Annotated in this window: 12 protein-coding genes and 1 pseudogene; 4 read left to right on the forward strand and 9 right to left on the reverse strand. The window is 65.8% G+C overall.

Features of this window, described 5'->3' with window-relative positions; genetic code table 11:
- Positions 1–54 precede the first annotated feature (54 nt).
- Together BBSC_RS09225 and BBSC_RS09230 are read left to right on the forward strand one after the other, a co-directional pair.
- Entirely contained in the window at positions 55–1,398 is a 1,344-nt protein-coding gene (locus tag BBSC_RS09225) for a metal-dependent hydrolase family protein (RefSeq protein WP_033518732.1), read from the forward strand.
- Positions 1,399–1,455: 57 nt separating this feature from the next.
- Positions 1,456–2,001 (forward strand): type 1 glutamine amidotransferase domain-containing protein, encoded by a 546-nt coding sequence (locus BBSC_RS09230; RefSeq protein WP_033518730.1) that lies wholly within the window; start codon positions 1,456–1,458, stop codon positions 1,999–2,001.
- Between the two features lie 115 nt (positions 2,002–2,116).
- Here BBSC_RS09230 and BBSC_RS09235 read toward each other — a convergent pair whose 3' ends face one another.
- The 3 genes from BBSC_RS09235 to dnaE form a co-directional block, all read right to left on the reverse strand.
- Complete coding sequence (locus BBSC_RS09235) at positions 2,117–2,512, reverse strand: DUF4186 domain-containing protein (protein WP_033519959.1); 396 nt, start codon at positions 2,510–2,512, stop codon at positions 2,117–2,119.
- Entirely contained in the window at positions 2,505–3,398 is an 894-nt protein-coding gene (locus BBSC_RS09240) for an aldo/keto reductase (RefSeq protein WP_197074424.1), read from the reverse strand. Before BBSC_RS09240 ends, BBSC_RS09235 begins: the two co-directional genes overlap by 8 nt.
- 460 nt (positions 3,399–3,858) lie before the next feature.
- Entirely contained in the window at positions 3,859–7,416 is a 3,558-nt protein-coding gene (gene dnaE / locus BBSC_RS09245; protein WP_033519963.1) for a DNA polymerase III subunit alpha, read from the reverse strand.
- Between the two features lie 213 nt (positions 7,417–7,629).
- On the opposite strand from dnaE, the gene BBSC_RS09250 reads away from it, so the two are divergent.
- Both BBSC_RS09250 and BBSC_RS09255 read left to right on the forward strand, forming a co-directional pair.
- Entirely contained in the window at positions 7,630–8,040 is a 411-nt protein-coding gene (locus BBSC_RS09250; RefSeq protein ID WP_231862243.1) for a hypothetical protein, read from the forward strand.
- Positions 8,030–8,353, forward strand: coding sequence for a hypothetical protein (locus BBSC_RS09255; RefSeq protein ID WP_033519957.1), 324 nt, complete (start codon positions 8,030–8,032; stop codon positions 8,351–8,353). Before BBSC_RS09250 ends, BBSC_RS09255 begins: the two co-directional genes overlap by 11 nt.
- 729 nt (positions 8,354–9,082) lie before the next feature.
- Here the strand turns inward: BBSC_RS09255 and BBSC_RS09265 are convergent.
- From BBSC_RS09265 to ftsZ, 6 genes and pseudogenes are all read right to left on the reverse strand, one after another.
- Positions 9,083–10,015: pseudogene (locus BBSC_RS09265) on the reverse strand (RluA family pseudouridine synthase); the annotation flags it as partial.
- Positions 10,012–10,560: a signal peptidase II gene (locus tag BBSC_RS09270; protein WP_033519960.1), complete on the reverse strand. Its 549-nt coding sequence runs from the start codon at positions 10,558–10,560 to the stop codon at positions 10,012–10,014. The pseudogene BBSC_RS09265 and the gene BBSC_RS09270, both read right to left, overlap by 4 nt.
- 22 nt (positions 10,561–10,582) lie before the next feature.
- Positions 10,583–11,977, reverse strand: a complete 1,395-nt coding sequence (locus tag BBSC_RS09275) for a DivIVA domain-containing protein (protein ID WP_034535543.1) — start codon at positions 11,975–11,977, stop codon at positions 10,583–10,585.
- 119 nt (positions 11,978–12,096) lie between these two features.
- Positions 12,097–12,378 carry a YggT family protein gene (locus BBSC_RS09280; protein WP_033519954.1) on the reverse strand — a complete coding sequence of 94 codons (282 nt, stop codon included), beginning with the start codon at positions 12,376–12,378 and terminating at the stop codon, positions 12,097–12,099.
- 108 nt (positions 12,379–12,486) lie between these two features.
- Positions 12,487–12,966: a cell division protein SepF gene (locus tag BBSC_RS09285; RefSeq protein ID WP_033519953.1), complete on the reverse strand. Its 480-nt coding sequence runs from the start codon at positions 12,964–12,966 to the stop codon at positions 12,487–12,489.
- Positions 12,967–12,991: 25 nt separating this feature from the next.
- Positions 12,992–14,224, reverse strand: coding sequence for a cell division protein FtsZ (ftsZ, locus tag BBSC_RS09290; RefSeq protein WP_144414538.1), 1,233 nt, complete (start codon positions 14,222–14,224; stop codon positions 12,992–12,994).
- Positions 14,225–14,252 lie beyond the last annotated feature (28 nt).

Genomic DNA, 14,252 nt, shown 5'->3' on the forward strand with positions numbered 1-14,252 from the left:
GGGCGAACGCCCGCATCCCCCCCCCGCTTTCCCCGATGCAAAGGAGCACAGGACATGACCACCTTGCCGCCGCGCGAGCCCTTCGCGCTCGCCCATGCCACCGTCATCACCGGCGACGCCACAGGCACCACGCTTGAGGATACGACCGTCATCGTCGGAGGCGACGGCCGCATCGCCACGGTCGCCCCGAGTCTGGCGACGCCGATTCCCGACGGCTGCCATATGCTGGACGCGACCGGCAAGGTGGTGATGCCCGGGCTGATCAACGCCCACGCGCACCTGTTCTCCGACGGCAAGCCGCTGAATCCGAAACTGGCCACGCCGCAGGGCCAGCGCGCCACCGCGGCGCTCATGCACTCGCCGCTCGGCCGCCCGTATCTGGCGGCGCGCGCGAAGGCGAGCGTGATGGCGCAGCTCAATTCCGGCGTCACCACGCTGCGCACGCTCGGCGATGTGGCGTATGAGGCCGTGGCCCTGCGCAACCGCATCGAAGCCGACGCCATGGTCGGCCCGCGCATCCTCGCATCCGGGCCGCTGCTGGCGGTCCCCGAAGGCCACGGCGCCCCGCTGATCGCGTTGACGGGCGACGATCCGGCGACGCTGGCGAGCCACACCCGGACCAATATCGAGCATGGCGCGAACGCGATCAAGATCGCGGCCACTGGCGGCGTCACCGATGCGCAGAAGCTCGGCGAGGCCGGCAGCCCGCAGATGAGCGTGGACCAGATGCGCGCGATCTGCGACGTGGCGCACGAGGCCGGCGTGATCGTCGGTGCGCACGCGCAAAGCCCGGAGGGCGTTCGCCGGGCGCTTGAGGCCGGCGTCGACACGATCGAGCACGGCAGCGCGCTCGACGACGCGATGATCGGGCTGTTCCGCCACAATCCCCGCGCGCTGCGCGGATGGTCGGCGCTGATCCCCACGCTGTCGGCGGGGCTGCCGCTGACCGAGATCGACCAGAAGACGACCGGCATCACGGATATCCAACTGTCGAATTCGAGAACCGTGGTGAGCGGCATGGTCGCCGGCGCGGCGGACGCCCGCAAGGCCGGCATCCGCGTCGGCGTCGGCACGGATGCGGCGATGACCTTCGTCACCCAATACGGCACTTGGCGCGAATTGGACCTGCTGGTCAAGCGCGCGGGGTTCTCCACCGCCGAAGCGATCCATGCCGCAACGCAGGTCAACGCCGAGATCCTGGGCGTCGGAGACACCACCGGGAGCATCGAGGCCGGCAAGGCCGCGGATCTGCTGGTGCTGGACGCCAATCCGATCATCGATCTGCGCGCGTTGCGCCAGCCCGCACTGGTGGTCGCCGACGGACGGCCGGTATGGCGGCCCCGCATCCGGCGTTTCGACGACATCGACGCGCTGCTCGACCGCGCGTTCCGCGAGTAGCCGGCGGATCGAACCACACTGTTCAGCCAATCAAACATCACCATCACAGGAGGGGTTATGGCAGTCAATGAAACCAATGTGCTGATCATCGTCAACAACTGGGGTATCGAGGAGACGGAACTGACCCGCCCGCTGCGCGATCTCAGGAAGGCCGGCGCGCGCGTCACCGTCGCGGCGACCACGCTCGACCCGTGCGAAACCGTGCGGCACGACCGCTATGAAGGCGAGACGATCACGCCGGACGCGCTGCTCAGCGATGTGCAGGCCGCGGATTACGACCTGTTGGTCGTGCCGGGAGGCACCTGCAACGTGGACCGTCTGCGCGTGAATCCGGACGCGATCGCGCTGGCGCAGGAATTCGCGCACGAGGGCAAGCCGATCGCCGCGATCTGCCACGGCCCGTGGCTGCTGGTGAACGCCGGCCTGCTGCCCGGCAAGACGCTGACCTCCTGCCGCTACATCAAGGCCGACGTGGAGAACGCCGGCGGTTCGCACGTGGACAAGGAGGTGTACTCGTGCGGCGCGAACGGATGGACGCTGATCACCTCGCGCAAGCCCGATGACCTCGACGCCTTCGTCGGCGCCATCGAACAGGCGCTGTAACCGCCCGGCGGTTGCGGCCCGAGCCAGCATGCGAGTCGGCCGGTGGCCGGCTGTTCCGCAATCGCGGAACAGCCGGCCACCGGCCGACTCGCATATGCGGCGCCAGCGGCGTCCATTACGCCGGATGATTGGTCAGATCGCGTTCGATCCACGCCATGACCAGATCCGCCAGACGGTCGACGTCCTCGTCGCTCAGCGCCCGCCCCTGCTCCAGGTGGTGCCACTTGGCGATGCATCCACGGCAGCAGGTCGCCGTGGCGTGCTGCGCGGTGAATACCGGGTGCCCGCGCCACGGCGTCTGCCGCCCGTCGTTTTTCGGTTCGGCGTCGCCGACGCGGGCGCGCAGCATCTCGTGCGCGTGCCGGTCGATCGTCGCCTTGCCCTTGGCCCGCGCATAGGCGCGATCCTTGTCGCTCAGCACGAATTTCGCGCGGAACGCGGAACGGGACAGGCGATTCAGCGTATCGGCGATCCAGCGTTGCTCGTCCGGCCGTTGCCCGTCGTCAGACATTGCCACGGGCGTGCTGGTTCGCCCACGACTGCGACTGCACGAAGGTGGCCGGATCGGCGCTGACACGGCCTTGCGGGTCATGCAGCGCGTCGATGGCGGCGAGCTCGTCCGCGCTCAGGTCGAAACCGGCGCTGGCCAGATTCGACTTCATGCGCTCGACATGCTTCGACTTGGGGATGACGATCCGCCCCTCCTGCGTGTGCCAGCGCAGCACGACCTGCGCCGGGGTGACGCCGTGTGCGGCGGCCGCGGCGGCCACCGGGCCGGACTCGATGTCCTTGCCGTGCCCGAGCGGGCTGAACGCCTCGACGGTGATGCCATGCTCCTTGCAGAAGGCGAGGTTGTCGGGCTGGCTGAAGCGCGGATGCACTTCAATCTGGTTGACGGCCGGCGTCTCGCCGGAATCCTCGATCACCTTCCGCAGGTGCTCGGGCAGGAAGTTGCTGACGCCCGGCACGCGGATCGCGCCCTCGTCGCGCAGGCTGAGCAGCGCGCGCCACGTCTCGCGGTACTGGTCGGCCGCCGGGAACGGCCAGTGGATCAGATACATGTCGACCACGTCGACGCCGAGCTTGCGGCGGGACTGATCGAAGGCGAACCTGGCCGGGTCGTACCCCTGATCGCAGTTGCGCAGCTTGGTGGTGACCCACACCTTGCCGGTCATGCCGGTGGCCTTGAGCGCCGCCCCGACGCCTTCCTCGTTGTAGTAGGCCGCCGCGGTGTCGATATGGCGGTAACCGATCTCCAACGCCTCCTCGACCGCGCGCTGCGTGTCCTCCGGCGGAATCTGGAACGTGCCGAACCCGATCTGCGGAATCACCGTATGATCCTTGTCGTTCAGCGTCAGTTCCGGGGACCTCAATTGCGTGGATGCACTGTCCATCATCATTCCTTTCGATCGCCCACCGGCGAAGCGGACGCTACCGCCGCCCGCCTTCGCCTCCAGTATGGCGCGATTCCCCGGCCAGAGCAACAGATACGCGCACATATGCGCACCAATAGTGCACCGATACGCACATCCTCCCCCATATGGGCTTCATGGATACGGCGTTTCCGCATCGCGGATGCGCGCCAACCTCGAGTTGTCGGTGCGCAACCTCGGAGCATCGACCTTTTTTACCGTCACAAACATCGTGTGTAACGTTTGACGTTGCGGATTGTCCCGCACCACGCACCGACAACTCGCAACCGGCACGCATCAGGACGGATTGCGGCGCCCCTCGAACAGTCCGACACCGAAAACCCAACATTGAAAAAGGAAGCCGGCACCCCACCCCTCGCGCCGGCAAGGCCATGCAGGAGTCCCGCGCCAACATGGCCTTGCGGTCAGGCGGCAATCAGGCAAATCAGGCGACGGGCAGGCAGCTGGGCCCGAACAGGATCTTGATCTCGGCGAACAACGACGTATCCCGCTTGACGCGGAACCGGTCGCCGAAGGTCAGCACCTGCGCGTTGCCCTGCTCGTCCACGACGGCGAGCTTGACCTCGCAATAGCCGGGATGCGCGTTGAGCACCTGCGCCAGCCGCTGCACATTGTCGCGCCCAAGCGCCACCTGCGGCAGGGTGAGCATCAGCGGGCGCTCGTCGGCGGCCTCCAGCGTCGGCACCTGCATTTCCGTGGCGCGCATGCTCACGGTCTCGTCGCGCACCTCGACTTGCCCACGGATCTGCACCACCTGGTCGATCGCCAGTTCGGCCGCCGCGGTCTCGTACACCTTGCCGAAGAACATGCACTGGATGGAGCTTTCCATGTCCTCGATGGTGACGATGGCCCACGGATTGCCCTTCTTGGACACACGCCGGTCCACGCCGGTGATCAGGCCGGCCAACGTGACCTGCTGGCCATCGCCCATGGTCTTCGCCCGGTCGATCAGATGCGCGATCGACATCTCGCGCAGACCGGCCAGCACGGCCTGCATGCCGCTCAGCGGATGGTCGGACACGTACAGTCCCAGCATCTCGCGTTCGAAGTTGAGCTTGGTTTTCTTGTCCCATTCCTCGATGTCGGGCACGTTGACCTGGGCGTCGCCCATCGCCTCCGCTCCCCCGTCCTCCGTGTCGGCGAACAGGTCGAACTGGCCCTCGGCCTGCTTGCGCTTCAGACCGACGACCGAGTCGATGGCGGCCTCGTGCACGGTGAACAGCGCGCGCCGGTTCGGGTCGATGGAGTCGAACGCGCCGGCCTTGATCAGCGATTCGACCAGGCGCCGGTTCAGCGCGGTCAGCGGCACGCGGCGGATGAAGTCCATGAAGTTGACGTATCGGCCGCGGTCGGTGCCGCGTTCGGCGATGATGTCCTTGACCGCCGCCTCGCCGACGTTGCGGATCGCGCCGAGGCCGAATCGCACGACGTCGCCGACGGCGGAGTACTCGTACACTGATTCGTTGACGTCCGGCGACAGCACCTGGATGCCCATGCGCCGCGCCTCGCCCAGGTACAGGGCGGTCTTGTCCTTGTTCGTGGACGCGCCCTGCAGCAGGGCCGCCATGAACTCGACCGGGTAATGCGTCTTGAGATAGGCGGTCCAGTAGGAGATCAGGCCGTACGCGGCGGAATGCGCCTTGTTGAACGCGTACCCGGAGAACGGGACCAGAATCTCCCAGATGGCATTGGCGGCCTGCTCGGAGTAGCCGTGCTCCTTCATGCCGGCGAAGAACGGCACCTTCTCCTTGGCCAGCACCTCGGGCTTCTTCTTGCCCATGGCTCGCCGCAGCACGTCGGCCTTGCCCAGCGAGTAGCCTGCGAGGATACGCGCGGCCGACTGCACCTGCTCCTGATAGATGATCAGGCCGTAGGTCTCGTCGAGCACGGCCTTGAGCGGCTCGTCCAGCTCGGGGTGGATCGGCTCGATCTTCTGCAGGCCGTTCTTGCGCTTGGCGTAGTTGGTGTGCGATTCCATACTCATCGGGCCCGGTCGGTACAGGGCGATAAGTGCGGAGATATCGTTGAAGTTGGTGGGCTTGAGGGTGCGCAGCAACGAGCGCATGCCGTCGCCATCGAGCTGGAACACGCCAAGCGTGTCGCCGCGGGAGAGCAGGTCGTAGGTCGGCTTGTCGTCGAGCGGGATCTTCGTGTAGTCGATCTTCTCCTTGCCGTTGAGCTCGATGTTGCGCAGCGTATCGCGGATGGTCGTCAAGTTGGACAGGCCCAGGAAGTCCATCTTGACCAGGCCGAGCGTCTCGCAGGTGTGATACTCGAAAGTGGTGGTGACGGTGCCGTCGACGCGCTCCAGCAGCGGCGAGGTGTCGGTGATCGGCTCGGAACCCATGATCGTGGCGCAGGCGTGCACGCCGGTCTGGCGGATCAGGCCCTCGATGCCCTTAGCCTCCTCCGTGATGCGCTTCGCGTCCGGATCGGAGTCGTACATCTCGCGGAATTCGCGGGCCTCGGCGTAGCGCTTCGCGCTGGGGTCGAAGATGTCGTGCAGGCTGATGTCCTTGCCGCCCGTGGCCGCGGGGGGCAGGGCCTTGGTGACCCGCTCGCCCACCGAGAACTCGTAGCCCATGATGCGCGCGGAATCCTTCAGCGCCTGCTTGGTCTTGATCGTGCCGTAGATCACGCACTGGGCGACCTTGTCGTGGCCGTACTTGTCGGCCACGTACTCGAGCACCCTGGCACGGCCGTCCGGGTCGAAGTCGACGTCGATGTCGGGCAGGGACACGCGCTCCGGGTTCAGGAACCTCTCGAAGATCAGACCATGCTTGATCGGGTCGAGCTCGGTGATGCCCATCGCGTAGGCGACCATCGCGCCTGCGGCGGATCCACGGCCCGGGCCGACCATCACGCCGTGCTCCTTGGCCCAGTTGATGTAGTCGGCCACGACCAGGAAGTAGCCGCAGAACTGCATCTGGCAGATCACGCCGCACTCGTAGTCCGCCTGCTTGAGCACCTCCAGCGGAGGATTGCCGTCGTAGCGCTTCTCCAGCCCCTCCTCGACCTTCTTGAGGAACAGCGAGGTCTCGTCCCAGCCCTCCGGGCAGGCGAACTGCGGCATGAACGCGCCGTCCTCGCCATCATCGAACATGACATTGCAGCGCTCGGCGATCTCCAGCGTGTTGTCGCACGCCTCGGGCAGGTCCTTGAACAGTTCGCGCATCTGCTCGGCCGACTTGATGTAGTAGCCGGAGCCGTCGAACTTGAAACGGTCCGGGTCGTCGAGGCGGCTGCCCGAGTTGATGCACAGCATCGCGTCCTGCGCGCCCCGGTCCTCCTCGAGCACATAGTGCGAATCGTTCGTGGCCAGCAGCGGCGCGTTGAGCTTCTTCGCGATGGTCAGCAGGTCGTTGGTCACCTGCTGCTCGATCTTGAGGCCATGGTCCATCAGCTCGATGAAGAAGTTGTCGCGCCCGAAGATGTCCTGGAACTCGCCGGCGGCGCGCAGGGCCTCGTCGAACTGCCCCAGGCGCAGTCGGGTCTGGATGATGCCCGAGGGGCATCCGGAGGAGGCGATCACGCCCTTGGAATAGGTGGAGAGCACCTCCTTGTCCATACGCGGGTAGCGGGCCACGCGGCCTTCGAGGTTGGCCACCGAACTGGCCTTCATCAGATTGACCAGGCCCTCGTCGCTTTCCGCCCACATGGTCAGGTGGGTGATCAGGCCGCCGCCGGACACGTCGTCGGAGCGCTGCGCCTCGGTGCCCCAGTGCACGCGCGACTTGTCCTGGCGCGCGGTCTCCGGCGTCACATACGCCTCGATGCCGATGATCGGCTTGATGCCGGCCTTGACCGCGGTGCTCCACATCTCATAGGCGCCGTGCATGTTGCCGTGGTCGGTGATGCCGACCGCCGGCATGCCCAGTTCCTTGGCGCGATTCACCAGATTCGGGATCTTCGACGCACCGTCCAGCAGCGAATAGTGCGTGTGGTTATGCAGTTGCACGAAGTTCTTTCCCGATTCAGCCATGCGTTCCACCATACCCCATGCTCGGGTCCGTCCGCGCGCTCGGCCGCCCCGCCGCGGCCGCTTGCCGGCCCCGCCACGCGGGTGTCGGGAGACCCGCCCCGCACGGCTTCCGCCGACCGCGGAATCGTCCCCGCTCATCCACCGAGAATGTGGATCGACACACCGGGTGTGGATAACTTCCTAGCCTTCGACCACAGGACTTGATCCGGATGGATGGCGGCTTCGTCCTGCTTCTACGCTTGCCGCACCGACGACATCCACACGGCAGAGGAGTTGAGACAAGTGGACTTGCCAAGTAGACTTGTAGATGAGGATCCGACCATCCTTCCTTCCGCACATCGGGAGAAGAAGCACGGGGAGCCGCCGATCTCCGATACGGACATCCTTCATGTCTACCGGTACGGAATCGAGATCGGCGTCAACACGCAGCGGGACCCTCCCACCCACATGATCGTCGGGACCGGAACGTCAGGCGCCGTGCTCTATGAGATCGGCGTCATCGAACGCTCCTGGATCCCAGAGATGCGGGAGCACGTCATCGTGCACGCCATGCGCGCACGATTGGCCTACGAGATGATATGGATGACACTGCAATATTCGAATGGTGATCACAATGGCGTTTGAAGATTATCCTCCCGAAGTACGGGCAAAGCTCGAGGAACTCGGCAATGCCGCCGCCGAGGCGGCCGAAACGCAGGACGTCCGTTCCTTCGCCTGCACCGAGGATGATCCGGTTTTTTCTCCTGAACTGGAGATCAGCCGATTGCTCAATCGGCGGAAAGCCGAGCTCGACTACATCGACGGCCGCATCACGCGCATGGTGCTGCTTATGCATCGGCGGGGCCGGTCGTGGGAATCGATCGGACGCGAATTGGGCATAACCGGCGAAGCCGCACGGCTGCGATACGCCAAACTCGAGAAACCGCAGCGTCATTAGCGCCCGCATCGTCCACTATCACACCCGCCTTCGCTTATCCACCGAGAATGTGGATCGACACACCGGGTGTGGATAACTCCCCGGCCTTCGACCACAAGACCCGATTCGGCTTGCGCATCATTCGTTCCATCACCGACGATGGAGCGGACATGACGCGGTCCCGCGGTAAGCGCGGGCAGCGGCACAACCGATTACAGGGAGGCGCGATGTCCACGGAGCATCAGCCGGCGGCGACACCATGCACGGCACCGCCATCAGCAACGGCGCAACCGGCCGGGCGATCCCCGGCACCGGCCGCGCAGCAATGCCGCAACACGAGATACCGTGCTCCCATGGACTTCCGGGAGATCATGAGAACCGTGAGCGATGTGCTGATGATCGCCGGCGCCACCATGGCGCTGGCGACATTCGTCCTGATGCAGTACCTGAGTCGCGGCGTGTACAATCCGCTCGACGCGATCGTCCTGATTCTCATGTCACTGGCCATGCTCGCGTGCCCGGCGCTGCTTGCTGCGGGGGCCGTGATCAGAATCATCATGCTGGTCAGCGGCCGGAAACGGCCCGGAACCAGCCAACCCCGGAACGGCCCGATCACCACGCCGCCCGGCAACACCGCATACGGCGCCGATCCCCTCACCGGGCGGCCGCTGCGACCGCAGGCTCCTCCTCCAGCGGCTCGCGCGCATCCGCCGAATCCACCGCACCGATCATGCCGACCGCGTCCGGCATCGCCGACGCCTCCGGCTCGTGACGCGCCCGCATGCGGTCCAGGGCACGGGACAGATCAGCGGGGTACCGCGACTTGACCGTGGTCCATACATGGGTGCGCGGATGGCGGAACTCGAGTTGCGTCGCATGGAGCCACTGCCGCTCCAAACCGAGCTCCTCGGACAGCACCGGATTGGCCCCGTACATCAGATCGCCGACCAGCGGGTGCCCGATCGACGAGAAATGCACGCGGATCTGATGGGTCCTGCCCGTTTCCAGATTCACCGAGACCAGCGTCGCCTCGCTACCGAAGCGCTCCATCACATCCCAGTGAGTGACCGCGGGCTTGCCGGCCGGCGTGACGCAGAAACGGAAATCCGACACCTTCGCGCGCCCGATCGGCGCCTCGATGGTGGCCTTGTCCTCCCTGAGACCGCCCTGCACCAGCGCGTGATAGGTCTTCACCACCTCATGCTCGGCGAATTGGCGGCGCATTTCCACGTACGCCAGCTCGGACTTGCACACCAGCATCAGCCCCGAGGTACCCACATCGAGACGGGACACGATGCCCTGCCGCCCGGCCGCACCATAGGAGGTGATGCGCACTCCGCGGTCCAGCAGACTGCCCAGCACCGTCGGCCCGGTCCATCCGACCGAGGCGTGAGCGGCGACGCCGACCGGCTTGTCGACGACCACCACATCGTCGTCCTCATAGACGATGGCCATGTCGTCGGCGATGGGTTCCGGGGCGCGCTGTTCCTCGACCAGATCGAATTCGACGGTCTCCCCGGCCATCAGCGTGCCGGACTTGGCGATGGCCCGGTCGAGCACGCGGGCCTGGCCGCTTTCGATAAGATCGGCGGCCTTGGCCCGTGAAATGCCCAGCATCTTGGCCACGGCGACGTCGAAGCGCTTGCCGACAAGCGCATTCGGAGCGGACACAAGACGGCTCATAGCGTCTTGCCTCCCGCCTCGACCTCCGTTTCCGCAGTCGCCAAACGGTCCAAATCCTTCTGACTGAACGGTTCGCCGAGCAGGATCAGCACCACGATGCCGATGCCCGCCACCATCAGGAAGATATCGGCGACATTGCCGACCGACCAGCCATAATTGAGGAAATCGACGACCTTGCCGTTGAGGAACCCCTCGGCGTAGGCGACGCGATCGATGAGATTGCCCAACGCGCCGGCGAAGGCCAGCGCCAGGGCCACGATCCACCGCATGGATATCGTCCGCAGCGCCAGCACCACCAGCGCCACGCAGGCGACGACCGCAAGCAGCGAGATCATCCAGGTCTGCGAGGACCCGAATCCGAGCGAGGCGCCGGGATTATGCACCAGCGTCAGCGACAGCAGACCGGGGATGACGCGCACGCTGCGCCCATCCCCAAGCGCCGCCTGGGCCCATGCCTTGGTCGCCTGATCGATGACCAGCGCGACCACCGCCACACACGCAAAGACGGCCACGCGCGTGCGCGGCCGTCCCTGCCGAATAGTCATGACCGACATATACCCCGACCGCTCACTGATCGGAGTGCGTGGTCTGGTTGTAGCTGTTCGTATCGGACACCTGCGTCATCAGGCCGTTGAGGAATTCGGTCAGACGCGCGCGATAGGCGCTCTCGAACTGCTTGAGGCCCTGGATGTTGCCTTCGATGACCTGCACCTGCTCGTTGAGGTTGTCGCGGACCTGCTCGGCGTACACGTCGGCGCTGTTGCGGGTCTTCTCGTCGTACTCGGACGCGCGGCGCTGGATCTCGGCCTCGTAGTTGTCGGCTTCCTGATGCTTGTTCTGCATGTAGGTGTCGGCATCCTGACGGGTCTTGGCGGCATAGCCGTCCGCATCCGCATGGGTCTTTTCCTTGTACTCCGTGGCGCGGCGCTGGATCTCGGCCTCGTAGTTGTCGGCTTCCTGATGCTTGTTCTGCATGTAGGTGTCGGCATCCTGACGGGTCTTGGCGGCATAGCCGTCCGCATCCGCATGGGTGCTCTCGGAATAGGCGTCGGCGTCGCTGCGCACGCGCTTGCCGTAGTCGTCGGCCTCGGTGCGGGTGCGAGACGAGTAGTCGTTGGCCTTGGACACCAGATCGTTGTACTTGTTCTGGCTGGCCTCGGTGATTTCCTTGGCCTTGGCCTTGCCCTTGTCGACGTACTGGTCGTGCAGCTGCATGGCCAGCGTAAGCATCGCGGTGGCGCGCTCGGCCTGGTTGCCCGCGCCGTCGGCGGCGCCGGCGATCTTCTGCAGGCTGCCGGTCTCGGTGCTCGGCTCGACCTTGGAGACCTGGGCGCGCAGCTGGTTCTCGCGCTGCTTGGACTCCTCGAGCTGGCGGGTCAGGTCCTTCACCTGCGCGGCCTGCTGCTGCACCTGGACGATCTGCTGCTGCGCGGCGGACAGCTGCTTGGACAGGTTCTCGTTGTTGGCGCGGAAGGTGTCCCGTTCGCGCTGCATGGCGAGCAGCTGCTCGCCGAGCGCCTCGTTGTCGGCGTTCTTCGCGGTCTGCGCGGTCAGCTGATCGATCTGGGCGTTGAGCTGGTCGACCTGCCCCTTCAGCTGGTCGTTCTGCGCCACGAGGGCGCGGTTGCTCTCCTCGGCCTCGCCGAGCTTCGCCTGCGCGACCTTCGCCGCCTGGTCGCTCTGGCCGGCGGCGTTGTCGGCGGAGGACTTCAGCGCGGCGTTCTCATCCTGCAGCTGCTGGACCTGAGCGGTCAGATCGGAGATCTTCGTGTTCAGGCTGGTCACATCCGGACCGAGAGACTGGGTGGACGCGCTGGCGGCGACTGCCTGCTTGCCGAGCGCCTCGACGGTCTCGGTCACCTGATCCAGAAAATCGTCAACCTCATCGACGTCATATCCCTCTTTGAAGCGGACGGTCTGGAAGGTATGCTCCCTGATGTCCTTCGGAGTCAACAAAGCCATAAATCTTTACACCTCGCTTTGGGGCCATGCCTCGCTGTGTTGGTATCAACTCACGATGCTATCACGTACCCTGCTTCAATGCTCGTCCGTTGGCGGTTTATTGACTATTTTATCGATCATCAAATCAGAATCTGCAGCACAAGAAGCGCGAAATACAGCACCAGGAAACTGACGTCGAGCGAGATGGGGCCCAACGGGATCGGCCGTATGTAACGGCGCAGCCAGCGCAACGGGGGTTCGGTGAGCCGATACACCACGCTGATCAGCGAGGCGACGACGCCGGTCGGGTACCAGCGGGGAGACAGCACGGTGACCCAATCAAGGATCATGCGGGCGAACAGCACGGTGATGTACGCGCCGATCAGCATGTCGACGACGCGGAACAGGATCACTAAAAGCATGTCCCCCAGCCTATCAAGTGGGCCGGGGGACATGCTGAGCATAAGCTGGAAGTGTAATGGGACTCCTGCCGCGGTTTCCCGGGACGCCTCAGGGCTTCCCGCGCAACGTCAGTCGGCGAACAGGTCGTGTGCCGTCGACGGCGCCTGCGGCTCCTCGACCTTGATGTTGACCTGAGCCGGGCTCAGCAGGAACACGCGCGGCGTCACCCGTTCGATCGACCCGCGCACGCCGAAGACGACGCCCGCGGAGAAATCCACGATGCGGTAGGCTACGGCCTCGGCGACGCCGGTCAGGTTCAGCACCACCGGCACGCCGTCGCGCAGCGCGCGGCCGACCAGCTGGGCATCCTCGTAACTCTTCGGATGGATCGTGGTGATCCGGCTGACGCGCCCGCCCTGGAACGGGTTCGATTCACGCTGGGATGACGCGCCGGCCCCGGTGGGGGCGGCCGCTGGGGCCATGGGCGTCACGGAGTGGTCGGAGTCGAAGGTCGACTCGTCGACCGGATCGTCGTCGTACTGGTCGACGTCGTCCGGCACGTCCGTCATGCCCAGATAGGACATCGCGTTCTTCATAAACCCTGCCATGACAGTTCCTTTCGGTCAACGCCGCTCAGCGGAGGAAATCCGGGATGTCGAGATCGCCGGGATCGTTCGAGGACACCACTTCATGCTCGGATGTCTCGTCGAACGACTGCGCCGGAACGCTGCCGGTGGACGGCGCGTACTGCTGCAGCGGGGTGACCGCCGGCGCGGCCTGGGCCGCAGGCTGGGCGGGCGCGGCATACGTCGGGGCGGCGGGCTGCGCCGGCACGGCCGGTGCCGCCGGCTGCGCCACGATCGGCGCGGCCTGGGCCGGAGCCGCCTGGGCGTCCGCGGCCTTGGACTTCGGGTCGAAACCGGCCGCGATGACGGTGACGCGCACTTCGTCGCCGTAGGCGTCGTTGAGGGCCAGGCCCCAGATGATCTGGGCCTCCGGGTGGATGGCCTTGCGCACGAGTTCGGTCGCCGCCGCGGCCTCCTGCAGGCCGAGGTCGGTCGGGCCGGCGATGTTGATGAGCACGCCGTGGGCGCCCTCGATGCTCTCCTCGAGCAGCGGGGAGCTGATGGCGATTTCGGCCGCCTGGGTGGCGCGGTCCTCGCCCCGTGCGGAGCCGATGCCGAACAGCGCGGTGCCGGCGCCGCGCAGGATGGCGTTCACGTCGGCGAAATCGACGTGGATGTACGAGTTCACCGTGATCAGGTCCGTGATGCCCTGCACGCCGGCGAGCAGCGCGCTGTCGGCGTTCTTGAACGCGTCGACAATGCCGACCGTGCGGTCGGACAGCTCGAGCAGGCGGTCGTTGGGGATCACGATCAGCGCATCGACCTCCTTGCGCAGGTTCTCGATGCCGAGATTCGCGGAGGCGGAGCGCTGGGGGCCTTCGAACGAGAAGGGGCGGGTGACGACCGCGATGGTGAGCGCGCCCTGCTGGTGGGCGGCCTTGGCGACGATCGGGCTGGCGCCGGTGCCGGTGCCGCCGCCCTCGCCGCAGGTCACGAACACCATGTCCGTGCCCTTCAAGGCCTCCTCGATGTCGGACTGGTGATCCTGCGCGGCCTTCGCGCCCTTCTCCGGATCGGCGCCGGCGCCGAGGCCGCGGCTCGTGTTGTCGGTCAGGGAAATCTTCACATCGGCGTCCGAGCGCAGCAGATCCTTCGCGTCGGTGTTGATGGCGACGAACTCAACGTTCTGCAGACCCTCGGCGATCATGCGGTTGACGGCGTTGCCCCCGGCCCCGCCGACCCCGACGACCTTGATGTTGATCTTGTCGTTGAACTGCTCGTTCTGGGCGATCTCGCTCACCATTGTCTCCTGTCACTCACGGTTACGC

The sequence above is a fragment of the Bifidobacterium scardovii JCM 12489 = DSM 13734 genome, from assembly GCF_001042635.1.
In the GTDB taxonomy this organism is placed as follows: Bacteria; Actinomycetota; Actinomycetes; order Actinomycetales; family Bifidobacteriaceae; genus Bifidobacterium; species Bifidobacterium scardovii.

What these genes read in the sequence shown, in the direction of transcription:
- BBSC_RS09225 (WP_033518732.1), top strand. Translation starts at nt 55, where the DNA reads ATGACCACCTTGCCGCCGCGCGAGCCCTTCGCGCTCGCCCATGCCACC.
- BBSC_RS09230 (WP_033518730.1), top strand. Translation starts at nt 1,456, where the DNA reads ATGGCAGTCAATGAAACCAATGTGCTGATCATCGTCAACAACTGGGGT.
- BBSC_RS09235 (WP_033519959.1), bottom strand. Translation starts at nt 2,512, where the DNA reads ATGTCTGACGACGGGCAACGGCCGGACGAGCAACGCTGGATCGCCGAT.
- BBSC_RS09240 (WP_197074424.1), bottom strand. Translation starts at nt 3,398, where the DNA reads ATGATGGACAGTGCATCCACGCAATTGAGGTCCCCGGAACTGACGCTG.
- dnaE (WP_033519963.1), bottom strand. Translation starts at nt 7,416, where the DNA reads ATGGCTGAATCGGGAAAGAACTTCGTGCAACTGCATAACCACACGCAC.
- BBSC_RS09250 (WP_231862243.1), top strand. Translation starts at nt 7,630, where the DNA reads ATGGCGGCTTCGTCCTGCTTCTACGCTTGCCGCACCGACGACATCCAC.
- BBSC_RS09255 (WP_033519957.1), top strand. Translation starts at nt 8,030, where the DNA reads ATGGCGTTTGAAGATTATCCTCCCGAAGTACGGGCAAAGCTCGAGGAA.
- BBSC_RS09270 (WP_033519960.1), bottom strand. Translation starts at nt 10,560, where the DNA reads ATGACTATTCGGCAGGGACGGCCGCGCACGCGCGTGGCCGTCTTTGCG.
- BBSC_RS09275 (WP_034535543.1), bottom strand. Translation starts at nt 11,977, where the DNA reads ATGGCTTTGTTGACTCCGAAGGACATCAGGGAGCATACCTTCCAGACC.
- BBSC_RS09280 (WP_033519954.1), bottom strand. Translation starts at nt 12,378, where the DNA reads ATGCTTTTAGTGATCCTGTTCCGCGTCGTCGACATGCTGATCGGCGCG.
- BBSC_RS09285 (WP_033519953.1), bottom strand. Translation starts at nt 12,966, where the DNA reads ATGGCAGGGTTTATGAAGAACGCGATGTCCTATCTGGGCATGACGGAC.